Annotated in this window: 17 protein-coding genes; 14 read left to right on the top strand and 3 right to left on the bottom strand. The window is 45.9% G+C overall.

Features of this window, described 5'->3' with window-relative positions; translation table 11 throughout:
* Positions 1–148: 148 nt before the first annotated feature.
* Positions 149–2,146: a penicillin-binding transpeptidase domain-containing protein gene (locus tag FQV26_RS13660; RefSeq protein WP_146558093.1), complete on the top strand. Its 1,998-nt coding sequence runs from the start codon at positions 149–151 to the stop codon at positions 2,144–2,146.
* 216 nt (positions 2,147–2,362) lie between these two features.
* Here the strand turns inward: FQV26_RS13660 and FQV26_RS13655 are convergent, their stop codons facing one another.
* On the bottom strand, positions 2,363–2,704 hold the full coding sequence (locus FQV26_RS13655) for a hypothetical protein (RefSeq protein WP_146558092.1): 342 nt from the start codon (positions 2,702–2,704) through the stop codon (positions 2,363–2,365).
* A 211-nt stretch (positions 2,705–2,915) separates the two neighbouring features.
* Between FQV26_RS13655 and FQV26_RS19055 the strand changes: the two genes are divergently transcribed.
* Positions 2,916–3,746: a YjdJ family protein gene (locus FQV26_RS19055; RefSeq protein WP_261384347.1), complete on the top strand. Its 831-nt coding sequence runs from the start codon at positions 2,916–2,918 to the stop codon at positions 3,744–3,746.
* 5 nt (positions 3,747–3,751) lie between these two features.
* Here the strand turns inward: FQV26_RS19055 and FQV26_RS13645 are convergent, their stop codons facing one another.
* Entirely contained in the window at positions 3,752–3,985 is a 234-nt protein-coding gene (locus FQV26_RS13645) for a hypothetical protein (RefSeq protein ID WP_261384346.1), read from the bottom strand.
* 29 nt (positions 3,986–4,014) lie between these two features.
* Complete coding sequence (locus FQV26_RS18820) at positions 4,015–4,182, bottom strand: hypothetical protein (RefSeq protein ID WP_186759972.1); 168 nt, start codon at positions 4,180–4,182, stop codon at positions 4,015–4,017.
* Between the two features lie 155 nt (positions 4,183–4,337).
* Between FQV26_RS18820 and FQV26_RS13640 the strand changes: the two genes are divergently transcribed.
* From FQV26_RS13640 to FQV26_RS13585, 12 genes are all read left to right on the top strand, one after another.
* Positions 4,338–4,739: a hypothetical protein gene (locus FQV26_RS13640; protein WP_146558090.1), complete on the top strand. Its 402-nt coding sequence runs from the start codon at positions 4,338–4,340 to the stop codon at positions 4,737–4,739.
* Between the two features lie 181 nt (positions 4,740–4,920).
* Entirely contained in the window at positions 4,921–6,417 is a 1,497-nt protein-coding gene (locus FQV26_RS13635) for a flotillin family protein (RefSeq protein WP_146558089.1), read from the top strand.
* Between the two features lie 286 nt (positions 6,418–6,703).
* A complete protein-coding gene (locus FQV26_RS13630; protein WP_146558088.1) occupies positions 6,704–8,266 on the top strand; it encodes a response regulator transcription factor in 1,563 nt (520 codons plus the stop codon).
* Complete coding sequence (locus FQV26_RS13625; RefSeq protein ID WP_146558087.1) at positions 8,226–10,034, top strand: sensor histidine kinase; 1,809 nt, start codon at positions 8,226–8,228, stop codon at positions 10,032–10,034. Before FQV26_RS13630 ends, FQV26_RS13625 begins: the two co-directional genes overlap by 41 nt.
* 148 nt (positions 10,035–10,182) lie before the next feature.
* Complete coding sequence (locus tag FQV26_RS13620) at positions 10,183–11,481, top strand: ABC transporter substrate-binding protein (protein ID WP_146558086.1); 1,299 nt, start codon at positions 10,183–10,185, stop codon at positions 11,479–11,481.
* A 111-nt stretch (positions 11,482–11,592) separates the two neighbouring features.
* Entirely contained in the window at positions 11,593–12,540 is a 948-nt protein-coding gene (locus FQV26_RS13615; RefSeq protein WP_146558085.1) for a carbohydrate ABC transporter permease, read from the top strand.
* Positions 12,537–13,364, top strand: coding sequence for a carbohydrate ABC transporter permease (locus tag FQV26_RS13610; RefSeq protein WP_146558084.1), 828 nt, complete (start codon positions 12,537–12,539; stop codon positions 13,362–13,364). The genes FQV26_RS13615 and FQV26_RS13610 overlap by 4 nt, the downstream gene beginning before the upstream one ends.
* 399 nt (positions 13,365–13,763) lie before the next feature.
* Complete coding sequence (locus tag FQV26_RS13605) at positions 13,764–15,974, top strand: alpha-galactosidase (protein ID WP_146558083.1); 2,211 nt, start codon at positions 13,764–13,766, stop codon at positions 15,972–15,974.
* A 439-nt stretch (positions 15,975–16,413) separates the two neighbouring features.
* Positions 16,414–18,138 carry a glycoside hydrolase family 35 protein gene (locus FQV26_RS13600; protein ID WP_261384345.1) on the top strand — a complete coding sequence of 575 codons (1,725 nt, stop codon included), beginning with the start codon at positions 16,414–16,416 and terminating at the stop codon, positions 18,136–18,138.
* 30 nt (positions 18,139–18,168) lie between these two features.
* Positions 18,169–20,199 carry a beta-galactosidase gene (locus tag FQV26_RS13595; RefSeq protein ID WP_146558082.1) on the top strand — a complete coding sequence of 677 codons (2,031 nt, stop codon included), beginning with the start codon at positions 18,169–18,171 and terminating at the stop codon, positions 20,197–20,199.
* A 239-nt stretch (positions 20,200–20,438) separates the two neighbouring features.
* A complete protein-coding gene (locus FQV26_RS13590; RefSeq protein WP_261384344.1) occupies positions 20,439–21,341 on the top strand; it encodes a hypothetical protein in 903 nt (300 codons plus the stop codon).
* 340 nt (positions 21,342–21,681) lie between these two features.
* Entirely contained in the window at positions 21,682–24,456 is a 2,775-nt protein-coding gene (locus FQV26_RS13585) for a bifunctional diguanylate cyclase/phosphodiesterase (protein WP_146558081.1), read from the top strand.
* The last annotated feature ends 16 nt before the right edge of the window (positions 24,457–24,472 follow it).

The raw sequence follows: 24,472 nt of genomic DNA, 5'->3' as shown, positions 1-24,472 counted from the left end.
TTAGCCAGGCGACTATCGCCTGGCTATTTTTTATGGGAAATTTTATTCGCTGGTTAAAGCATACTATTTAAAGGTTAGAAAATTCAGTCTTTAACTTATTCCCTAATCAAGCGATAATAGGAGAAAGGATAAGAGCGGAGGTCGTTCGATGAGGAAGATGATGACGATTGGAATTTTTATTCTATTGATGCTCATGTTGACGGCGTGCCAAGAGGAAGAGGTGCAGCCTGCACCGGAGCAGCCGACAGATGAAGCAGCAGAAACTGTAGCGTCGCCCGAACAGCGGGTGGTGGAGTTTATCGAGCTATGGAAGAGCGGTGATTTTCCTGCAATGCATCTGAACTACTTGAATCAAGGCACCCAATCGGTTTACGGAGAAGCAAATTTTGTCACGTGGCAGCAGGAACTGCATGAGCAATTGGGGATTGGAAATCTGGAAGTCACCTACACCGAACCTGAAGAAGATGCCGCATGGAACAAAGAGCAGCCGGCCGATTTCCCGATTCAAGTAAACTTCGATTCAGCAATTGGCCCAGTGGAATTCAAGAAGACGCTGACTTTGCTGTATGAATCGCGCGGGGAAGTGGAAGATTGGTTTGTCGAATGGGACCCGTCTTTTATTCTGCCAAAACTGGAAGCAGGGGATCAGGTGACGACTCAAGTGACAGAAGGGCCGCGCGGGGAAATTGTTGACCGAAACGGCCAAGCGATTGCCACCAGCAGCACGGGCTATGAGGTGAGTGTGGTGCCGGAAAACTTCGACATGTCCCAAAAGCCGCAGCTGGCAGAATTGCTTGGAATGAGTGAAGAAGCGGTGGACGATAAACTCAATCAAGCATGGGTGCAGCCGCATTACCTCGTGCCCATTGCACAGATTAAAGCGAATCAGGCGACACTGGACCGGCTGTTCACGATTCGCGGCACATCGCAGACAGAAGTGGTGATGCGCACGTATCCGTATGGCCGGGCGCTGTCGCACATTACTGGTTATTTGGGGCCGATCACTGCCGAGCAATTGGCTGAGTGGAGCGGCCAAGGCTATTCGACCGAAGCCTTGGTCGGTCGTCAAGGACTCGAAGAAATTCTGCAGGAGCGTCTGCGCGGCGAGACGGGAGGCCGCATCATTCTGAAAAAGCAGCGCGAAGATGCTGTTATCACGTCCGTTGATAATGAACCGGTGCCGGGCGAAACCGTGGCATTGACCATTGATGCGGAATTGCAGCAAGCCATTTACGGAGCGATGGGTGAAAAAGCGGGAACCAGTGCCGCCGTAGATCCGGACACGGGTGAAACCTTGGCGCTGGTCAGTTCGCCAGGCTTTGACCCCAATGAATTTGTTCCGAACATTACCAATAGCCGGTTCCAGGAACTCGCCAATGATCCGCTGCAGCCGTTCTTCAATCGCTTTGCGGCCGTCTACACACCGGGACCGGTCCTGCAGCCGATCACTGCGGCCATCGGTTTGGAAAGCGGTACGCTCGAGCCGGCAACAGGACTGGATATCACCGGCAAGTCCTGGCAGCGTTACCGTTCCTGGGGCGATTACCGCGTGACGCGTCCGCGCGATGACGTAGCAAACCCGATTGATTTGAATAAAGCGCTCATCTATTCCGACAATATCTATTTTGCCCAGCAAGCCCTCAATATCCCGAATAACGATTTCCGGACAGGCCTGGAAAACTTCGGCTTCGGCGAAGAAATTGATTTCCCGATTGAGCTGACGCCATCACGCATTTCGCGGGACGGCACGTTCGGCTCCGAAGGCCAGCTCGCCGACACAGCTTTTGGCCAAGGGCAGATGCAAGTGAACATCCTGCACTTGGCGACCGCCTACAGCCCGATTTTGACAAATGGCCAGCTCTACAAGCCGACGTTATTTTTAGATGATGACGATCAGCAACTATGGAATGAAAATTTGCTGGACGCCACAAACGCTGAAACCTTGCGAGGCAGCTTGAGCAATGCCGGCAAAGAGCTCGGCATCGAACTCGCCGGCAAAAGCGGCACGGCCCGGGAAAGAGGCGAAGAGACCAGCTGGTTTGTCGGCTACAGTCTGGAAAGCCCGGAGATGATTGTCGCAATGATGATCGAAGGGGAAGAACCGGTAGCGGAAATGGTGGAACAAGTGATTGATTCGAGGAAGTAAGAGCGAGCTTTGATTGATGGAGAAGAAAGCCGAGCGATTGTTGCTTGGCTTTTTTTGTGGGTGGATTGTGTTAACCCGGGTGTTCGTTGTTTCAACCCGGGTGTTCGCCGTGCATACCCGGGTGTTCACATTTTCAACCGGTACTTCCACGTTTACACAGTCTTTTCACAATAAAAGCAAGCGTCCCGAAGGATCGCTTGCTTCTATAATTAGGTTTTATTCAAACTGCTGATTTTCCGGTGGGCCCAATTTATCTGTCAGCACTTCCAGGATATCGTCGAAATACTTCCCTTCGTACCACATTTCCTTATACGAAGCGGACCGAATAATCGCCCGTGGTTCAACTTTTGTGACATCGATCTGTGCCGTATGGCTGGAGCCGGTTTCTTCGATTTCTTTCTTCTTCTCACGGATAAACGTTTCCATGTCATCCGCTTCGTAATGCTGGAACGTATCCACTACTTCATCAAATAAAGGCATCGTATCTTCCGGACTTTCGAACAACCACGAATACCCCTCATTTTTATTGGCCAAGCGCAACGTCAATTGATATTCCAAAACGCCATCTCCTTTTCAAACGATTTGCCGAACATGAAAATCTATTTTGCGAATAAACCCAGTGACAGAGGACAACTATCCAGCAAGAAATTGCTGTAATAGAGATATACCCGATTGTCCGTAAGACAGTCCTGGATAATAAAAAAATAATTGCTTCCATTTAAAAGGAAAATAAATGGTATATTATAGAAAAAGACTGAAAGGAGAAAAAATGAAAAGAAAAATCAATAATCGCACCAGTCAACTCATCTTATTCTTCGGCGCCTTGATTTTCTTCGCGATCGCCACCTTCTTCAGCCTGTACGAAGGCAGCAAACTGGACGACGTATCATGGGAGTGGCCATATTCTGCGATATTTTCGAATTGGCTGAATGGAGAAGTGACATCGGCCGACGATATTCTGACCATCGACTACCTCGTTTACGCAGCAAAATTCATGCCGTTATTTCCCGTCATCATGTTCATCTCGGCGCTGATCCTTTTCCTGCAACTATCCTTTTGGAGTTTAAAAAGGAAGGAGTCAGCACTAAATATTTTCCTTATTGTATGCGCCCTCGGCCTGTTTTTCATCAGCGGCATCCTGACGGCATCGCCGACAGTCGGACTGCAGCTATTTTCTAAACTGTTTCTTGGAACCGGCATCCTGGTCGCTGCGATTGGCACGACGCGGTTAATCAAAGCGAGAAAGCTTCTGCGCGAACCGCCGTTTGTTTGCAGAATAAGAGTTTTCTTTGCGGAATACGAAATTTGTTTGCAGAAAGCTATTTTCCCACAACATCAGCACATGAAAAAACGCATCAGACAGCAAATGCTTGATGCGTTTTTTCATATGTATAGCTATCACAAATTTTTCCCGCGCATCTCCAATTGCTTCTGCTCCAAAGCAATTTTGTCGCGCTGCAATTGGATTTCAGCTAGTTTGATCTCTGATTTTCGGTGCATGTCAAAGGCAATCAGCAGGAGGAATCCAGCGCCGAGGATAGCCAATAATAAGAAGAATCCGATTTCCACAGTTATCCCTCCTTTTACTAGTTATAGATGAAAACTCTATCTGTTAAGTGCTTGCTGCGCACGGTAGCGATCTTTTTTCGCCACATAAAAATCATACTGTGCTGAATTTGCAGCGTTATTGAAAAGCGGAGGGGTAGCGTTCGCGTTCACTTTCAAGACCGCATCATAGGAAATTCCATGTGCGCTGAATTTGCCCGCTGCATTGTAGTACATATCGTCGCCAAACGCGGTATAAGCCAAATGCTTCTTTTTGAAAAACAGCCACCTCATCAATCCCATACCCCTCACCCTTTCTCGAATTAAGGTCGCCGCCGCAGTTCGTCGGCAATCGCCTTCAACTGAGTGTTGCGTTCTTTCGCCAGCCTCAAGCCAGTGACTACAGCATAGATTGCAAAGCCGATCACCAGCAGGTAAACCAGTATCGTCAATAATGGAATCAAAAAGAAAAATTCATTCATCATAGTCATCCGCGCACCTCCTCATACTTGTAATACGGCACAGGCGCAAAAACGTTTCAAAAGATTTACAAAAGAACCTCTATTCAAACGCACCACTCTTGGAACTTATTTCCTTCCGGCACGTATGGTAAGAAAGAGCGCGCTATTAATAAAGGAGGGCTTGCATGGACATATATTCTTGGTTCTTCATTGTTGTAGGGATCATCGTTATCCTCGTCATGACCAATCCGTATTTCAGCTGGTGGGGCAAAAGCCTGGCCGTCCTCTATTATGGAATCATGTCGTTTCTGTTTATCGGCATAACCAATCGCATCAATGAGAAATACAGCGGCATCGCTCCCGTTCCGGATGCCTATTGGGACGAAAATTCACAATGGGCAGAAACTGCATCGCACCTGCTGCTCCTGCCGTTCATCGGTATTCTGATTTTCATCTATATGAATTGGTTCGCCAATGCCTGGACCCTCCCAGCGAAAATCCTAATCGCCATCAGCCTGCTTCCGGCAGCCATGCTGGTTTTCTTCTTTTATTTCATTATCGACTTCGGTTATGGCTACCGCCCGTAAGAAGTTCGTCAATTGCTGTAAAAACATTGCCTTTTTTTGAAACATTTTGATAAAACATCCGTATAATTATTATAAGCCGCCGTCACATGCATGTAGAAACACGGAGTGACCATAGCTTGTTGGCGAGTTCCTGTACGGCCGGAATCGAGGCAATCATCTAATCAAAGGGAGTGGAAGCAGCATGGAATCATTAGGCATCATTACCATTATTATTGCATTGCTGATCATCGCCGCAATCGCGGGTATCGGTTATTTTTTCTGGATGAAAATCCGTTACCGGACCGCTAAATCCAATGAGGCATTGATCATTACCGGACCGAAACTTGGGGATCCGGCAAAAGACACAAACATCTTTACCGATGACGAAGGGCGCTCGATGAAAATCATCCGGGGCGGCGGTTATCTGTTGAGACGTTTTCAGACATCGACACCTGTCAGCCTGACATCGTTTCAGCTAAAGCTATCGACACCGCGTGTTTACACGAACGCGGGCGTGCCAATTGTTGCGGATGCCGTAGCAATGGTCAAAGTAGCAGATACATTGAACGGCATCGCTAATTACGCCGAACAGTTTCTTGGAAAAGAACAGGAAGAAATTGAAACGGAAATCATTGAGGTGCTGGGCAGTAACTTGCGTGCCATCTTATCGAAAATGACGGTCGAAGACATCAACAGCGACCGCGAAAAATTCAACACGGATGTTCAGGAAGTCGCCCAGAAACAACTGGATCTGATGGGCTTCAAGATTACGTCACTCGGCTTGACGGATCTGCGTGATGCCGACGAAGACAATGGCTACTTAGAAAACCTAGGGCGGCCGCGGATTGCGGAAGTCCGCAAACTGGCTGAAATCGCGGAAGCAAACACGGAACGGGAAACACGGATTCACCGTGCACAGACGGATCAGGAAGCGAAAGAAGAAGAATACCTGCGCCAGATTTCGACAGCGGAATCGAAAAAACAAAAAGACTTGAAAGATGCCGCCTTCAAAGAAGAGACAGAGCGTGCGCGTGCCAAGTCTGAGCAGTCATACGAACTGGAAAAAGCCAAGCTGGCGATGGAAATCCAGGAAGAAGAACTAAGCATGCAATTTGCAGCGCGTGAACGCGCCGTTAAGTTGGAAGAAGAAGAAAGCAAGGTGCGTAAGACGAAAGCCGATGCCACCTATTACGAAACGACGCGTTCCGCTGAAGCAGACGCACGCCGTTCTGTGATCGAAGGGGAAGCAAAAGCGAAGATTAAACGCGACGAAGGTGCGGCAGAAGCCGAAGTCATCCGTGAGCGAGGGAAAGCGGAAGCCGAATCCCGCAAGCTGTTGGCAGAAGCGATGGAAGAGCACGGCGATGTTATCATCACCGAGAAACTGATCGAGATGCTGCCGATCTTCGCAGAAAAAGTTGCCTTGCCGCTAAGCAATATCGAATCTGTGAAAATCATTGATTCCGGCAACGGCCAGGGCATTCCGTCCTTTGGCAAGAGTGTCACCAAAACAATGGTCGACATGCAGGAGCCGCTCAAGGAAATGACCGGCATCGACGTCGGCGAATTGCTGAAGTCCTATGTGGATCGCAACAACCGACCTGCCGAACAGGCTTCAGTTGCCACATTGCCGGCCGTTCAGAAAGAAGAACCTTCACTAACCGATGAAGATTCTAGTGAAACCGACGAAAACCGCTAAAGCGGAATAAAGCCCGACAAGCCGATGCTTTCACTAGCAAAAGCTTGCCGGGTTTTTCTATCGTTGCAATTCGTTTCGTTCAACTAGTTAACTAATAAGAGGAATAAAATTCCAAGCATCTCTGCTGAATCGACACGATTTCGTGAAAAGATGTTACTATATCTGTAGATTGGCATAAAAGAGAAATGAGAGAATTGCCAAGTGAACTGGGTTCAGTAAACGGCTCATAGCCGCAGTCACAGAAATCAACGTTTTCTTATGAGTTGCATATTAAGGGGGTAAGTTCATGGGAGAAGTGTGCAAAGTTCTAATTGTGGACGATGAGATGTTGATCCGACAAGGGATCATTAATTATATTGACTGGGAACAAGAAGGATTTCAAATTGTCGGGGAAGCTTCGAACGGAAAAGAAGCGATGCAATTGATTGCGGAATTTTCTCCGCATATTGTCATTACGGATATTGTTATGCCAATCATGGACGGCATCGATTTAGTCAGAGAAGGAAAGAAAGCGTTTCCGGACATCGAATTTATTGTGCTCAGCAGTTTTGAAGACTTCAATTATGTACGGTCGACTTTCCAGAACGGAGTCGCCGACTATATATTAAAACCCAAGTTAAACGGAGCCGATTTATTGCGGATCCTTAATCAGATAATCAGCAGAATTCCAGATTTGCAGCATTGTGCTGCAGCAGCGAAACCAGAACGCTCCACCGAAGAGATTCTGGAAAGTATGATTCTTGGATATGATTTTTCTTTGGAAAAGGCTGCTTTAGCGAATGCTTTCCCTAATAGCCAGTTTGCTTTAGTGAGCGTTCACGGGAAAAATCTAGATCCGAATCAGCTGAAAACCATGTTGAAACGGTCCATTCTGCAAGAAATGCCGGTCTTTGCATTGAATTCCAGTGACACGGAAACCATCCTTTTGCTCAATTTTATTCCACGTCAGCTGGATGGCATCAAAAGAACGATTGAACACCAGGCAATGGAAACGCCGGATACGACATGGGTGATGTATGAACCTTTTGATGTGATTGATGACTTAAAACGAGTACACGACGATGGGCGCTCACAGATTAAAAAATATTTATTCTATTTGCCGGAAAGTCCGTTGTTTTTCTACGATGGACTGCCGGAAGAGAATGAAAAACAGGCAAGTTTTGATTTGAATCATTTTATCGAGATGTTTAAAGACCGGCTTTTCAAAGCGGCGTTTACGTATTTGGAAAACCACGTCGATTATTTGGCTGGGCGATACAACAACGATAGCTTTGAATTCAAATCGTTTTTAGGCAATATCGTCTTTAACGTCATTGTGCTGCTGGACAGCATGAAATACGATACCCAAGACATCGAACAGAAAAAATACACCTACTTCTCGACGATCAATGAAGCGAAACATGTCAACGAGGCCTTGGATCAATTTAATGGATTTCTGGAGGAAGTGCGCAATGTCATGCTGATCGGCGACAAAGCAAACGACCAGTCCAACAACTTCGATAAGATCCTGGCTTATATCGAGCAGCATTACACAGAGCCGCTCCGGCTGTCTGAAATCGCCAGCCACTTCCATTTTAATGCGTCTTACCTTTCTTCTTATTTCAGCACGCATCATAAAGAAGGCTTCAGCGAATACTTGAACCGCGTGCGGATTAAAAAATCGATGGAACTGCTGGAAAACAGCACGGTATCCATCTCCAACATCAGTGGGATGGTCGGCTATTCCGAGCACAGCTATTTCTGCAAAGTGTTCAAGCGCATAACCGGGATGTCTCCAGGCAGTTATCGAAAGGAGCACCAAATCCACCATGAAAATGAAGAAAAAGGCCTTTCTGATCTTAAGAAATAACAGCCTGTTCATTAAAATGTTCCTGATTATGGTGATCAGCATCGTGGCCGTCTCTTTATTGATTACCTTCAGCTCAATCCGGATGTCTTCCAACCTGTTTATGGACACCTTCAGCATTTCAAATACGAAAGCACTGGAACAGATTGAAACCCAATTCGAAGACTATAGCTATGCCATCGTCGGTGCGACGCATGAGGTGCAAAACAACGGCACCATTAAACGGGTGTTGACCCAAACGAATGCCAGCACCCTGGAAACCTATAGATCCTATCACGACATCAGCCAGCAAATTGAACGCATCTACCGGACAGTCGAGTCGTACGATGCCAATATGATTGTGCTCGGGAACAATGAGCGGTTGTACAATGTGAATTATTCGAATTGGCCCGTCTCCTGGGAAGTGCTGCGAAATCACCCGATTACCGAATACACGATCAATCGTCCGAACACGCTGCTTTATCAATATTTGCCGTCCACTTCGTTTACAGATGAACCGATGATTGTGGCGACGAAAGCGCTTATGGAAAGGTCGACCGGTGAAATCTACGGCGTGCTGTATTTCCCGATCCGGGAAGCGCAGCTGAAACAATTTTACGAAGGCTACACGAGTGTTGAAAACGAAGTGCTGCTGGTCGATGCAACAGGAAAAATCGTTTCCAGCAATAAACAGGATATGATCGGTGAGGAAGCGAACGATATCCTGGCAATGGCAAAAGAAGTGGACGAAGAGCAACTGGAATTCAAAGATGCGCACGTCTTTGATACCGATTATTTGCTGATGTCGCAATACTTGCCGACCTATAATATGTATTTGGTGAACCTCGTAAACAAAGACGCGGTTCTGGATAATCTGATCAACACGAAAGAAATTCTGTTGATCAGTCTTGGCATCGTCTTACTTGCGGTGATTGTGGTGTTTCTCATTTCCCGCCGGATGACCAATTCCATCAGCCGGTTGGTCAAGCAAATCTCGGCCATGGCTAAACACGATTTTAATATGCCGGTAGCTGAAACCGGAGGCTATGAAGCGAAAAAAATCGCCAATGCCTTTAATTCCATGCTCAGCGAATTGCAGGAATACGTCAACCTTGTCGTTCTGGCCCAGCAAAAGCAGCGCAGCGCGGAACTGATGGCATTGCAGCACCAAATCAATCCGCATTTTCTCTACAACACCTTAGCGTCGATAAAATTTATGATTCAGCAAGGCAAAAAAGAAAAAGCGACGGATATGATTCATGCGTTGATTTCATTATTGCAAAACGCCCTCAGCAATGTCGATCAAACCATTACGGTGGAACAGGAAATCACGGACTTGAAAAACTATGTTCTCATTAATCAAGCGCGCTATGGCGATGGGATCAAAGTGAATTTTTTCATTTCGCCGGATTGCCTGGATCGCCAATTGCCGAAGCTGATCTTGCAGCCGTTTATTGAAAACGCCTTTTTCCACGCGTTTAACGAGAAAAAAGAAGGCTTCGTCCAAATCCTCGTTTCCCAAAAAGGCGATAATTTATTGTGCGAAATCGCGGATAATGGCGATGGCATGGAGATAAAAGGCGACCACACGAAAGAAGATATTAAAGAGAAACGCCACTTGTTCAGCGGCATCGGTATCCGCAATGTCCATGAACGCATCCAATTGCTGTACGGGGAAGAATATGGCGTAGAAATTACAAGCAAAAAAGGGGAAGGCACAAAAGTGAAAGTAGAATTGCCTCTTCAAAAGACAGATGTTTCAACGAAATCCAAAGAAATTACAAGAACCTAACAATAATCCAAATTAAAATATCAAAGTTTGAAATATCTAAAAATTTTCAAACAAAACACCTAAAGATTGTGCTAACAATCTTTTTTTTTATGTCGTTATACTGTATGTAAGGCGTAAAGTTAAGCGCTTACAAAAAGGGGGATTTTAGATGAAGAAGTTTTATCTTATGTTATTGCTGGTAGTCGGCATGGTCGTTTTAGCAGCTTGTTCTTCTGGGGATGAAGAGGCAAGTGGAGGCAGCGGTTCAGAAGGTTCATCAGACGTAGATACGATTACGGCATGGGCTTGGGATCCAGCATTCAACATCGCAGCTCTTGAACACGCAAAAGAAGCTTATAATGGCGACGGCGAATACGAAGTAAACGTCATTGAAAATGCACAAGACGATATTATCCAAAAATTAAACACAGGGCTTAGCTCTGGTACAACTAACGGTATGCCGAACATTGTCCTGATTGAAGATTACCGTGCGCAAAGCTTCTTGCAAGCTTACCCGGATGCATTCCATCCGTTGACGGACGTCATCAATTCAGACGATTTTGCAGATTACAAAATTGCGACAACAAGCTTTGAAGGCGAGCAATACGGATTGCCTTTCGATTCAGGCGTAGCAGCATTGTATGTACGCACAGATTATCTTGAAGAAGCAGGCTACACAGTGGAAGACGTAACGAATATCACATGGCAGGAATATATCGAAATCGGTAAAGATGTGAAAGAAACAACAGGCAAAAACATGCTGACATTGGATCCGAACGATTTGGCGCAAGTCCGCATGATGATTCAAACAAATGGTTCATGGTATGTAGAAGAAGATGGTTCAACACCGAACCTTGCAGGCAACGAAACACTTGAAAAAGCATTTGAAACATACAAAGAAATGATGGATGCGGACATCGCGAAAATCGTTTCTGACTGGAGCCAGTTTGTAGGCGCATTCAACAGCGGCGACGTTGCAAGTGTACCGACAGGAAACTGGATTACACCAAGCGTTAAGCAAGCAGCAGACCAATCTGGCAACTGGGCAGTCGTTCCAATGCCGCGTTTGGATATGGAAGGCGCAGTTAACGCTTCTAACTTAGGAGGCAGCTCATGGTACGTCTTGAACGTGGATGGCAAAGAACAAGCAGCAGACTTCTTGCTTAACACATTCGGTTCAAACCCTGACTTGTATCAAACACTTGTAAAAGAAATCGGCGCTCTTGGGACTTACTCACCAGCTGCTGAAGGAGATGCATACGCAGTTGAAGATGAATTCTTCGGCGGACAGCAGCTTATCACGGATCTTTCAACATGGACAGACGAAATTCCAGCAGTCAACTATGGCCTTCACACTTATGCAATTGAAGACATCTTGGTAACTGGAATGCAAGATTATTTGAACGGCGCAGAGCTTACAACAGTACTTGAAAATGTCCAAGGACAAGCTGAAGCACAACTCAAATAATTGATTGGAAATAAATGAAGCCTTGAGTTGTCGCCGACGAACTGGTAGAAGTGCTTTATCACTTACCAGTCCGGCACAACTCAAGTTTTTTTTATAGGAGGAATGAGAAGCATGAGCCAGCAAGCATCAAAAAAAGCCGAAGTGGATCTCCCAGTGCATTATAAATATCAAGAGACCAGACGCCAAAAAACCGGTGTCTTTTTCAGAAGAAAAATTGGTTGGCTGTTTGTCATTGTCTCGATCATCGCCATCACCATTTTCAACTTTTACCCGATGGTTCAAGCCTTTCTATTATCATTTCAATCAGGGATGGGCGCGAATCTGGAATATGTGGGCTTCAATAACTGGCAGCGATTGTTCGGTGACCCGACGTTTATCGCAGCGCTAACCAATACATCAATTTATCTGCTGATTCAAGTTCCATTGATGATTGTATTGGCGCTCTTCTTTTCCGTCTTGTTAAATGACCCGAAATTGAAATTCAAAGGTTTTTTCCGAATCGCGATTTTCTTGCCTTGTGTGACTTCATTGGTTGCCTATTCGGTTGTCTTCAAATACTTGTTCGGCATCGATGGCATCATCAACCAATTCTTGCTCAATTTCGGTTTTATTTCTCAAACGATCAACTTTTTAGCTGATCCTTTTTGGGCGAAAGTCGTCATCATCCTGGCAATTACGTGGAGATGGACAGGCTATAACATGATTTTCTATTTGGCGGCATTGCAAAACGTCGATAAGTCAATTTACGAAGCAGCTCGAATTGATGGGGCAAACGCCTTCCAGCAGTTTTTCCAAATCACGGTTCCGATGCTGAAGCCGATTATTTTGTTCACATCGATCACGTCAACAATCGGTACACTGCAGATCTTTGATGAAATCGTCAACATCACCAACGGCGGACCCGGAAATGCAACAATTTCGATTTCGCAATACATTTACAACTTATCCTTCGAATACACGCCTGACTTCGGTTACGCGTCAACTGTATCGTATGTCATCGTAATTTTAGTGGTAATTCTTTCAATTATTCAATTCAGAGTGGCGGGTGAGAAAAAATGAAAAACTTACAGAGAATCTTCATTTACACGTTTCTAAGCCTCGCAGCCATCGTTTCCATTTTTCCTTTCTTGTGGATGCTTGTCAGCATCACCAATAAATCGGTCGATGTGACGCAAGGGCGCTTATTGCCCGGTACTCATTTGATCGAAAACATGAAGACCCTTTTTGCAACAGTGGACATTGTTCCGGCTTTGATCAATTCAGGAATCATTGCGGTCATCACCACGATTTTGACGCTGCTATTGGCATCGCTTGCCGGTTATGGTTTTGAAATTCACCGCAGCCGAGGAAAAGACATCGTCTTCACGATTTTGCTTCTGTCGATGATGATTCCGTTCGCAGCGATCATGGTTCCCTTGTACCGCATGTTCGGCAGCATCAGCGACACGGCGCCGTTAATTGGAATTGATTCATTGGGCGCTGTTATTTTGCCGACAGCAACGACGGCGTTCTTTATCTTTTTCTTCCGCCAAAACACGAAGATGTTTCCGAAAGATTTGGTGGAAGCGGGACGCATTGACGGCTTGAGTGAATTGGGCGTCTTTTTCCGAATCTATATGCCAACAATGAAAACAACGTACGCAGCAGCGGCGATCATTTCGTTTATGAACAGCTGGAACAACTACTTATGGCCATTGGTCATCCTGCAATCACCGGAAAAGAGAACCATTCCATTGCTGATTTCAAACCTTGGATCGAGCTACTCACCAGACTACGGCGTGATCATGTCAGCGATCGTTATCGCCACATTGCCGACTGCGCTTGTGTTCTTCTTGATGCAGAAACACTTTGTTGCTGGAATGATGGGGTCGGTTAAAGGTTAATGGTTGGCAATCGATATTCCGCAAAACCGTTTCGCTTTCCTGCGGGCTTGCGCCGAACTAACTTGGGCTAACGCCCAAGTGGATTTCGGCACTGCGCTACCCCGCGGGAGTCTCAACGGTTTTGCTGCATATCTAAATCTGAAGTATTAAAAAATATAGTGAATTTCATTTAATAAGCTACTTAACAAACTATAATCTTATATTTCTTCACTAAATTACTAGCAGATATGGAGCAAAACAGCGGAGACGCCTGCGGGATAGCGAGACAGCAGAGACCCCGCAAGGAGCAAAGCTCCTGAGGAGGCTTGGCGCTCGCCCGCGGCAAGCGTAGCTGTTTTGTGGAATATCGATATACAAAACATAAACTCAACTTCTATAACTTTAAGTAGGAGGTACATTGTGCCGATTTTATACAACGACTCCACACGAGAGTTTCACCTGCAAACTGAGAAAGTCAGTTATATTTTTAGTGTTTTGAAAAATGGTCAGCTTGGCCAGCTTTATTATGGAAAGAAATTGCGTCATCGTGAGTCGTTTGAACGCTTGTTTCATGTGGAGGCGACTCCGAATACCGCTTGTGTTAATGAAGGTGATCTTGTTTTTTCGCTGGATGTGATTAAGCAGGAGTACCCGGCATACGGGACGACGGATTTCCGTGAGCCTGCTTATCAAGTGTTGCAGGAAGGCGGCAGCCGCATTACGAATTTTGTGTACCAGGATCATCAGATCTTTCGGGGGAAAAAGAAACTGAAAGGGTTGCCGGCCACTTATGTGGAGAACGAAGACGAGGCAACCACTTTGGAGATTTCTTTATATGATCGTGAAATCGATGTGGAAGTTCGGCTTTCTTATACGGTGTTTGAAGCATTAAATGCGATTACCCGATCGGCGCAGTTTCTCAATCACGGCCAGCGGGAAGTGAATTTGACCCGGGCGATGAGTGCCAGCATCGATTTACCGGATTCAGACTTTGAGATGGTACAGCTGTCAGGTTCGTGGGCCAGAGAGCGTCATATCAAAGACCGCAAACTGGTTCCGGGCATCCAAAGCATTGCCAGCACAAGAGGGGCGAGCAGTGCCCAGCACAATCCATTTCTGGCATTGAAGCGGCCGAAGACGACGGAACATCAAGGCGAAGTTTACGGAATGAGCCTCGTTTACAGCGGCAATTTCCTGGCGCAGGTTGAAGTCGATCATTACGATGTAACGCGCATGATGATGGGCATCAATCCGTTTGATTTTAATTGGCTGCTGGAAATTGGCGACAGCTTCCAAACGCCGGAAGTGGTGATGGTGTATTCTTCAGAAGGCTTGAATGATATGAGCCAGACGTTCCACCGGTTATATCGGACACGGTTGGCACGCGGAAAATGGCGCGACCGGGAACGTCCGGTGCTGATCAACAACTGGGAAGCGACTTATTTCAATTTTGATGAGAAGAAAATTTTTGAACTCGCGAAGTCTTCTAAGGAATTGGGCGTCGAACTATTCGTCTTGGACGATGGCTGGTTCGGAAAGCGTGATGCCGATACGACTTCTTTAGGCGACTGGTTTGAAGACAAACGCAAATTGCCGAATGGCATTACCCAATTGGCTAAAGACATTACCGGATTGGGAATGGAATTCGGTCTATGGTTTGAACCGGAAATGGTCTCAAAAGCAAGTGAGCTGTATAAAACCCATCCAGATTGGGTCATTCATGTGCCAAACCGCAAGATGTCACATGGCCGAAACCAGTTTGTTCTGGATTTTTCAAGACAAGAAGTTGTGGATTTTATTCACAGCTTAATGGCAGCTGTATTGCGTGACGCACCGATTTCCTACGTGAAATGGGACATGAATCGCTACATGACGGAAATCGGCTCCCTGGAGCTGCCGGCAAATCGTCAGCGCGAAGTAGCGCATCGCTACATTCTCGGAGTTTATTCCTTGTATGAACGCTTAACGGCCGAGTTTCCGCATGTGCTGTTCGAGTCTTGCGCAGGGGGAGGGAGCCGCTTTGATCCGGGCTTGCTGCATTACGCGCCGCAAGGATGGACGAGCGATGATACCGATGCAGTTGAACGCTTGAAGATTCAATACGGCACATCGATGGTTTACCCCATCAGTTCGATGGGCGCACATGTATCCGCAGTACCGAACCATCAAGTCGGCCGTGTGACAAGTCTTGAGACACGTGCAAACGTTGCTTACTTTGGCGCATTTGGCTATGAACTCGATGTGATGATGATGACGGATGCAGAAAAAGAAGAAGTAAAAGAGCAAATCGCTTTTTACAAAACAAATCGCGCGCTGATCCAGCAAGGGCAATTTTATCGAATGGAAAGTCCGTTTGCGGAAGATGGAAACGTGACAAGCTGGATGGTTGTTTCAGAAGACCAGAGTGAGGCGATACTCGGCTTTTACCAAGCGTTGGCGCAGCCGAACCCAGGCCACACCCGCATCTTCTTTAAAGGGTTGAATCCTGAATTCGAGTACGCAATCGATGGAATAGACGCCACATTTTACGGCGACGAGCTGATGGGCGCAGGCTTGCAATGGAACCGTTACCGCACGAATGAACATCCCGCAGACTTTTCTTCTATTGTTTATAAATTAACGCGTGTGTAAGTAGCGTTGAATTCTAATGTCGCACCGGCCGCTTTGTGGGCATAGCTCTTAAAGTAATAGCGAAAAAATTCCTGCTTCTGCATCGCTACACTAGCTTCGAAGCAAAGGAAATAATCCAAACTTCTTTTGGTTTATTTCCTTCCTTAGCCCGTGGACGCGCCGGCGCCGAATAATTACTATAAAAAAATGACCATACTTATGGTGATTCTACCTAAGATATGAAGCAAAACAACGGAGACTCCCGTGGGACAGCGAGACAGCCGAGACCCTGCAGTCGCGAAGCGACGAGGAGGCTTGGCGCGAGCCCTTGGCAGCTGACGCCGCGACGTCCTGTCGCACCAGCTGCATGACCCACATCCTGTGGGCCCGAAAGCGGAGTTGTTTTGCGGAATATCAACTACCGAAAACCATCATTCCAACATACATAGGAGGCGTCGAAGTGCTGACTGTTAAAAACGAATCGTTTTATTTGGAGGATAAGCCTTTCCAAATCTTATCGGGTGGAATGCACTACTTCCGTACGGTGCCGGAGCACTGGGAAGACCGCTTGCTGAAGTTGAAGGCACTCGGACTGAATACAGTCGAAACTTACATTCCGTGGAATTTCCATGAGCCGAAAAAAGGCGAATTCCACTTTTCCGGAATGGCGGATATCGAGCGCTTTATCGAACTGGCACACACAGTTGGATTGTACGTGATCCTGCGCCCAGCACCGTATATTTGCGCCGAATGGGAAATGGGCGGCTTGCCGTCCTGGCTGCTGAAACACAAAAGCTTGGTCATGAGAAGCAGCCATCGGTCTTTCCTGAAGCATGTGGAAGATTATTTTGCGGAATTGCTGCCGAAGTTTAAAAAGCATCTTTATCACAACGGCGGTCCGGTCATTGCCATGCAGATCGAAAATGAATACGGCGCGTACGGCAATGATTTGGCGTACCTCGACTTCTTCAAAGAACAGTACCAAAAGCATGAACTGGATACGTTCCTGTTCACATCAGATGGACCCGACTTCATCAAACAAGGCTCGCTGCCGGATGTAACGACGACGTTGAACTTTGGCTCGCGTGTAGAGGAGTCATTCGATGCACTTGAAGCATTCAAGCCGGGATCCCCGAAAATGGTGGCCGAGTTTTGGATCGGCTGGTTTGATTACTGGTCCGGTGAACACACGGTCCGGAGCGAGGAAGACGTAGCGTCTGTCGTCAAAGAAATCATGGAGAAGAACATCTCCGTCAATTTCTATATGTTTCACGGCGGCACGAACTTCGGCTTCATGAACGGCGCCAACCATTACGACATCTACTACCCGACCATCACGAGCTACGATTATGACAGCTTGCTGACAGAAGGCGGTGCGATCACCGAGAAATACAAGGCGGTCAAGAAGGTTTTGAGCGAATACACGGACGTGCCGGAAGATTTTCAAGAGACACAGACGGCGAAAGAATACGGAACCGTTGACCTGTCAGAGTCTGTCAGTTTGTTCGACGTCCTGGAAGACATCAGCACGAAAGTCGAACACATTGTGCCGTTAGCGATGGAAGACATCGACCAGGCGTATGGCTATACGCTGTACCGGACGACGGTCAATCGCCAAGGCGAATTAAAATTCAACTCAGGCACTATCCGGGACCGCGGGTTTATTTATGTGAACGGCCAATACATCACGACGACGTATATCAATGACACCGAGAAAATGGTGACACTGGACTTTCCGGACAACGTGAACACATTGGAAATCCTCGTTGAAAATATGGGACGCGCCAATTACGGAGAGCATTTGACGGACCTGAAAGGACTGATCAAAAACCTATGGCTCGGCGAACAGTATTTCTTCCACTGGGAAATGTTCAAAGTGGAAATGAACCACTTGCCGGAAGCGTACGAGTTGAGCCAATACCTGCGTTTCCCGAAATTCTTCCGAGGCTATTTCGATGCAGCGGAAGGGGTGGATACGTATGTCGACACGCACGGTTTTACGAAAGGCAATGTCTTCATTAACGGCTTTAATCTCGGACGCTACTGGAATACAGCGGGTCCGCAGCAACGGCTCTACTTGCCAGGCCCATTATTGAAAAAAGAAAACAACGAAATCGTCGTATTGGAACTGGAAAATACGACAACCGATAAAATCCAATTGCTGGATCAGCCGAAGCTCGGCTGAATGAGGGTTAACTAGAAGGGATGGAAGACAATGATTAACGATAAATTACCGAAGATTTGGCACGGCGGGGACTATAATCCGGAACAATGGGATTCGAAAGAAATTTGGGACGAAGACGTCCGGATGTTTAAGCTTGCTGGAATTGATGTTGCGACCTTAAACGTCTTTTCATGGGCGCTCAATCAGCCGAATGAAGACATGTACAATTTCGACTGGCTGGATGACAAAATCAACCGCCTTTATGAAAACGGCATCTATACGTGCCTGGCAACCAGTACGGCAGCGCATCCGGCATGGATGGCGAAAAAATACCCGGATGTTTTGCGTGTGGATTTCTACGGCAGAAAACGCAAATTCGGCAGCCGCCACAACTCGTGCCCGAACAGCCCGACGTACCGCAAATACTCAGAGCGGATCGCCGAAACATTGGCGGAGCGCTACAAAGACCATCCGGCTGTATTGATTTGGCACGTGTCGAATGAATACGGCGGCTACTGCTATTGCGACAATTGCCAGGACGCTTTCCGCGGCTGGCTGAGCGACAAATACGGCACGCTTGAAAAACTCAACAAAGCGTGGAATACCGGATTCTGGGGCCACACGTTCTACGAATGGGACGAAATTGTTGCACCGAATATATTGAGCGAAGAACGCGAAGACAATGTATCCGATTTCCAAGGCATTTCACTCGATTACCGCCGTTTCCAGTCCGACAGTTTGCTCGATTGCTACAAGCTGGAATACAACGCCATCCGGAAACATGTGCCAAACATCCCGATTACGACAAACCTGATGGGTACATACCCGATGCTCGATTACTTCAAATGGGCGAAAGAAATGGACGTCGTTTCTTGGGACAACTACCCGGCGATCGATACGCCGTTCAGCTACACAGCGATGACGCACGATTTGATGCGCGGACTGAAAGGCGGCCAGCCGTTCATGCTGATGGAGCAGACGCCGAGCCAGCAAAACTGGCAGCCGTATAACTCCTTGAAGCGTCCAGGCGTCATGCGCTTATGGAGCTATCAGGCAATCGGCCGCGGGGCAGATACGATTCTTTACTTCCAGCTGCGCCGTTCAGTCGGTGCCTGCGAGAAATACCACGGAGCGGTCATTGAACACGTTGGGCACGAAAACACGCGTGTCTTCAATGAAGTTGCGCAACTGGGGAAAGAACTGAACCAACTATCCGATACCTTGCTTGATGCGGGGGTAAACGCTAAAGTGGCGATTGTCTTTGACTGGGAAAACCGCTGGGCGACTGAACTGTCAAGCGGACCTTCCGTTTCACTCGACTACGTCAACGAAGTCCATAAATATTACGACGCACTCTACAAATTGAATGTCCAAGTCGATATGATCGGCGTCGAAGAAGACTTGAGCAAATACGATGTTGTCATTGCACCAGTCCTTTATATGATCAAAGAAGGCTATGCAGCGAAAGTAGAGAAGTTCGTCGAAAACGGCGGCACGTTCCTGACGACGTTCTTCAGCGGCATCGTCAACGAAACCGATATCGTGACACTGGGTGGCTATCCTGGTGAACTCCGCAACGTACTTGGCATTTGGGCGGAAGAAATCGATGCACTTCATCCGGACGAAACGAATCAAATCGTCATGAATGAAGTCCGCGGCAAAATGAGCGGCAAGTACTCATGCAACTTATTGTTTGATTTGATTCATACAGAAGGCGCTGAAGCTGTCGCAGAATACGGTTCCGATTTCTACAAAGGGATGCCGGTCCTGACCGTCAACCAATTCGGAAAAGGGAAAGCGTGGTATGTAGCGTCAAGCCCGGATGCGGAATTCCTCGTCGATTTCCTCCAGACCGTATGCGAAGAAGCAGGCGTCGAGCCATTGCTTGCTGTTCCGGAAGGCGTGGAAACAACCGAGCGCGTGAAAGACGGACAAACTTTCTTGTTCGTGTTGAACCACAACAACGCAGAAGTCACGATCGAACTTCAAGACAGCCAGTACAAAGAACTGCTGTCTGATGAAGAAGTAAGCGGCAATCTTGTGTTGAAAGAAAAAGGCGTTTTGATTTTGGCAAAAGTATAAAGTCAGGAAAGCCCAAGTTCTCTTTGAGAATTGGGCTTTTTCTATTTGAAAACTACTATCGCTTTAGGATTAGGCATGTGTAGTGGATGACTCTTTATTGATATGTTTTATTCAAATTTACGGTACTTTTGATGTATACTAAAATGCTTACTTATTGTAATATAAAGGGAGAATGATAGATTTAAAGAAATGCAGATGACGATATTTATAAAATTTTACTATCAGAAAGAGGGAGCTAGTTGAAAATTCACGTACAAAAATTTATCTTATCCATTTTAGTGGCAAGCGTTGCGTTGACTGGTGGAGTAGGCAGTGCTTTTGCTCAAGAAACAACGACAATATCCAATACGCAAGCATATGAAGTTCAGCAAAACAACCAAGATGCCAAGTATTCAAAGAAAGTCATGAAAGCAGTCCGTGTCAGTTTAGGGGTAGATGCGAAATCCACACAATCAGATAACGTGATCGAACAGATGCCTAAAGTAAAAGTAATGGACCATTACTTATCTTCTTTTGGCAAAAAGATTAAAGGAAACGAAGTTCGTCTTGCAGTAGAAGAAATTTTTGATATTGATTTAAACTACGTTTCAAAAATGGATTATGGCAGCAAACTGGCGATCTATCCCTCAACTGTGATGGAAGCCCTGCGCGTTTCCTTGAAAGAAGAACCGACATCTATAACGCAGGATGGACGGATTATGGGGATGACAAAGAACGAAGTAATGGACCGCTATATCAAAGAACATAATTATTCACTCAGTGGAGAAGAGAGCCGTATCTTGATCAATCAGATTTTCGGTGTTAATTTAACCGGTATTTCTAATTTGGAACATATGCAATTGGCCATCAGCTCTAAAGGCCAATGGATTGTGAAAAGTGACACGGATTTATTTGTACTCGCATCCAGTTTAGATGATGTGGACGTTTCTATTTACACAACACCGTATTTCAAAGAACTGACTGGCAGCGATCAACTGCCGGAAACCTTGAAAAACAACTTAATGAAAATCGGATTTACTTACAATGAAGAAGCCAACCTCCTGTACTATAAGAACCCGACTGGTGAATCTGTTCCAGATGTATTTAAAGGCCAAGTGATGGGGATTCTGATCAACACGATTATGGCAGAATACAAGAACTGATACAGCAATGCCAGGGCGATGTAAGTGGTTGAAGCTGTAAATTAAAAATACAAAGGATTGGACAGGATAGCCTGTTCAATCCTTTTTTTATGGATAAAGCGAGATCACCATTAGAGTTTGACTTTGTTTTAACGATTTTCAGAGAACATAGCAGAAAATTTATTTGGAAAATAATAGTTATAAATGACCATAAAACAAATTACTTTATAAGGTAAAATGTGATGATGAATAGTAATTTTCCTGAAATATGAACGCTTGGATATTCTTTTGAGGAAGTCGGATAAAATTTCCTGATTTTGTAATCTGCGTATCGGTAAGATAAAGAATGGAGGCTCGGTTTATGGAGAAAGAACAAACCAGGTATACCCGGTTGGCCCATATAACGAAATTGATCAATACGAAGTTTGAATTGCGCCCATTGTTGGAACACGTCATTACTGCCATATCTGAAGAAGTGGTACGATGCGATTCTGTCGGTATTTACTTGCCGCAAGAGGACGGGAATTTCCGTGGATATGTAGGCAAACCGGAAGTCATCAATGGCATGACACTCGATATGCATATGGTGGATACGGAATTTGATTTATTGGCGAAAGAAGTCATTGAAACCCAGAAGACCATCTATATCCCGGATACGGCAAAAGACAATCGCCCTGACCCAAGAGCAGTAGCGGGGTTTGGCATCAAGTCGCTGCTGGCTCTTCCGATATCGTACGAAGGGGAATTGTTCGGTCTTGTTTTCCTTTTTGACTACGGGATTCCAATGGATCTGACGGCAGATGAAATACAGACGGTAGAAGCTTATGTCAACATGGCGGGCGTCGCGATCCGGAACGTTAAGAACCTGAAACGAAAAGAAAACCTCTTGTCGGAAAAGCAATTGCTATTGGATCTGACGCGGGATTTGTCAATGAGTTCTTCCATGTCCGAGGTTATGGAGAAATGCTTCCATTACATCGGAAGGGTTCTTAAAAATGACAATATCGGCGTCCATTTATTGGATCCGATCGCAGGTGCAAAAATCAAGCCCTCCAATTTAAGCGCTAAAAGCGAATGGGAAGAAGACGAATGGCTGAAAAAACACAACGATTTGCAATTTGACCCTTCAAACGATCTCGTCTTTGATGCAGTGATCCGCTCTAAAAAGTCAGTTCATATTGCCGATGTCACAAAAGATGCACGAGTGAACCAGGAAGTCTGTAAAGCATTCGGATTTGAAGAAATGCTGATGCTTCCTTTTGTATCGATGGGAGAGGTTCTGGGAGCCTTGGTTCTTGTCAGTTTCAACAAAAACGAACAGACCTTTCATACATCAGACATAGCGTTGGCCCAGTCCATTGCCGAAGCTACAGCTTCGACACTTTCGAACTTGCTGTACATGGAGAAACAGGAAGTCCTGATAGAGGATAGAACTTCCGAAATTCTCCTGAAGAACAATGAATTAAAGAAAGTGGTCACAAAGCTCGAGAATATGGGGCGGGAAAAAGAGCTGATTTTGAACTCAGTGGAAGAAGGCATTTTCGGTTTGGATTTGGACGGAAAGATTACGTTTTGCAACCGGGCTGCAGATTTCATCTTAGGTTACAGGAAAAACGAATTGATCGGACAGTCCTATAAAATACTCATGAATAAAGACGAAGAGTTGACGGAAACATCCTTCCAGTTGAAGGAAGATCCAAAATTCCGGAAAAAAGATGGCATTGATTTCTCAGTTGAATATGTAGTTTCCTCGATAAAAGAGAATGGGAAGATCATTGGAAAGGTGGTCACGTTCCGAGACATTACGAAGAGAAAACAACTGGAAAAAGAAATCAGTCACCTCGCCTATTATGATCACCTGACGGATTTGCCGAACCGGCTCATGCTCAATGACTTCTTGAACCAGGAAATCGAACAGGCGAAGATTTCAGGTCGAAAAGTGGCAGTGCTGTACTTGGATTTGGATCGCTTTAAAATCGTCAATGACAGTCTGGGCCATAGTTACGGAGATGTTTTGTTGAAGGATGTTTCCAATCGGTTAAGCCGCAATATCCCAAAAAGAGCATTTGTGTCGCGCCAGGGCGGTGATGAATTCACCGTTATCTTGCCTGGATTCGACAACGATCACGAAGTATTAACTCTCGTTGATCAACTGGTGGATTCGTTTGCCGAACCATTTTTGCTGAATGAAAATGAAATTCATATCAAAACCAGTATTGGAATCAGTCTATTTCCGGAAGACGGCGCCACAGCTGAAGTGTTGATCAAAAACGCAGACGCAGCCATGTACAAATCGAAAGAAAAATCCGGCACGTACCACCATTTCTTCAGCAGTGAAATGAGCGACAGGAGCCTGGAGAATATTTTTTTGGAAAATGCCTTGTATAAAGCGTTGGAGAATGATGAACTCAGAATTCATTACCAGCCTCAAATCGACAGCAGAACCAATCGCATTATTGGCGCAGAAGCATTGATTAGATGGAGCCATCCCACAAAAGGAATGGTCTCTCCAATCGACTTTATTCCGACTGCGGAGGAGACAGGATTGATTGTGCCGATTGGAAAGTGGGTGCTTTTTAATGCCTGTAAACAATTAAAAAGTTGGCATGCTCAAGGATTTGCAGGGATGACGGTTTCGGTAAATTTGTCCGGCCGGCAATTTCAAGAAGATGATCTGCTTTCCATGATTGAAGGGGTTCTGGCAGAGACCGGTTTAGCTCCGGAATTCCTGCACATCGAGTTGACCGAAAATCAGATTTTCAAAAATACGTATGTGACCTTGGAAAAAATGAGAGAGATCAAAACGCTGGGTGTTAAGATCGCCCTAGACGATTTCGGCACAGGTTATTCATCTTTGGGTTACTTGAAGAATTTCCCGATCGATACCTTGAAAATCGATCGATCGTTCATGCTGGATATTCTGACTGACAAAGACAATGCCGCCATCACAAGCACCATCATCACACTTGCTCAAAATCTGGATCTGGATATCATTGCTGAAGGCGTCGAGACAGAAGAGCAACTGGATTTCCTCATGGCCAGAAGCTGCTTTAACATTCAAGGGTATTATTACAGCAAACCTTTGGAAGCTGAGGCGTTGGAAGACTATATCAAACAAGTTTCTTTAAGGGAATAAAGATACAGGGATCATA

This window comes from Planococcus sp. CPCC 101016 (assembly GCF_007859295.1).
Classification (GTDB): Bacteria; Bacillota; Bacilli; order Bacillales_A; family Planococcaceae; genus Planococcus.
Note: the sequence above shows the minus strand (reverse complement) of the source record. Positions and strands in the feature narration are given on the sequence as shown.

What these genes read in the sequence shown, in the direction of transcription:
- FQV26_RS13660 (WP_146558093.1), top strand. Translation starts at nt 149, where the DNA reads ATGAGGAAGATGATGACGATTGGAATTTTTATTCTATTGATGCTCATG.
- FQV26_RS19055 (WP_261384347.1), top strand. Translation starts at nt 2,916, where the DNA reads ATGAAAAGAAAAATCAATAATCGCACCAGTCAACTCATCTTATTCTTC.
- FQV26_RS13645 (WP_261384346.1), bottom strand. Translation starts at nt 3,985, where the DNA reads ATGAGGTGGCTGTTTTTCAAAAAGAAGCATTTGGCTTATACCGCGTTT.
- FQV26_RS18820 (WP_186759972.1), bottom strand. Translation starts at nt 4,182, where the DNA reads ATGACTATGATGAATGAATTTTTCTTTTTGATTCCATTATTGACGATA.
- FQV26_RS13640 (WP_146558090.1), top strand. Translation starts at nt 4,338, where the DNA reads ATGGACATATATTCTTGGTTCTTCATTGTTGTAGGGATCATCGTTATC.
- FQV26_RS13635 (WP_146558089.1), top strand. Translation starts at nt 4,921, where the DNA reads ATGGAATCATTAGGCATCATTACCATTATTATTGCATTGCTGATCATC.
- FQV26_RS13630 (WP_146558088.1), top strand. Translation starts at nt 6,704, where the DNA reads ATGGGAGAAGTGTGCAAAGTTCTAATTGTGGACGATGAGATGTTGATC.
- FQV26_RS13625 (WP_146558087.1), top strand. Translation starts at nt 8,226, where the DNA reads ATGAAAATGAAGAAAAAGGCCTTTCTGATCTTAAGAAATAACAGCCTG.
- FQV26_RS13620 (WP_146558086.1), top strand. Translation starts at nt 10,183, where the DNA reads ATGAAGAAGTTTTATCTTATGTTATTGCTGGTAGTCGGCATGGTCGTT.
- FQV26_RS13615 (WP_146558085.1), top strand. Translation starts at nt 11,593, where the DNA reads ATGAGCCAGCAAGCATCAAAAAAAGCCGAAGTGGATCTCCCAGTGCAT.
- FQV26_RS13610 (WP_146558084.1), top strand. Translation starts at nt 12,537, where the DNA reads ATGAAAAACTTACAGAGAATCTTCATTTACACGTTTCTAAGCCTCGCA.
- FQV26_RS13595 (WP_146558082.1), top strand. Translation starts at nt 18,169, where the DNA reads ATGATTAACGATAAATTACCGAAGATTTGGCACGGCGGGGACTATAAT.
- FQV26_RS13585 (WP_146558081.1), top strand. Translation starts at nt 21,682, where the DNA reads ATGGAGAAAGAACAAACCAGGTATACCCGGTTGGCCCATATAACGAAA.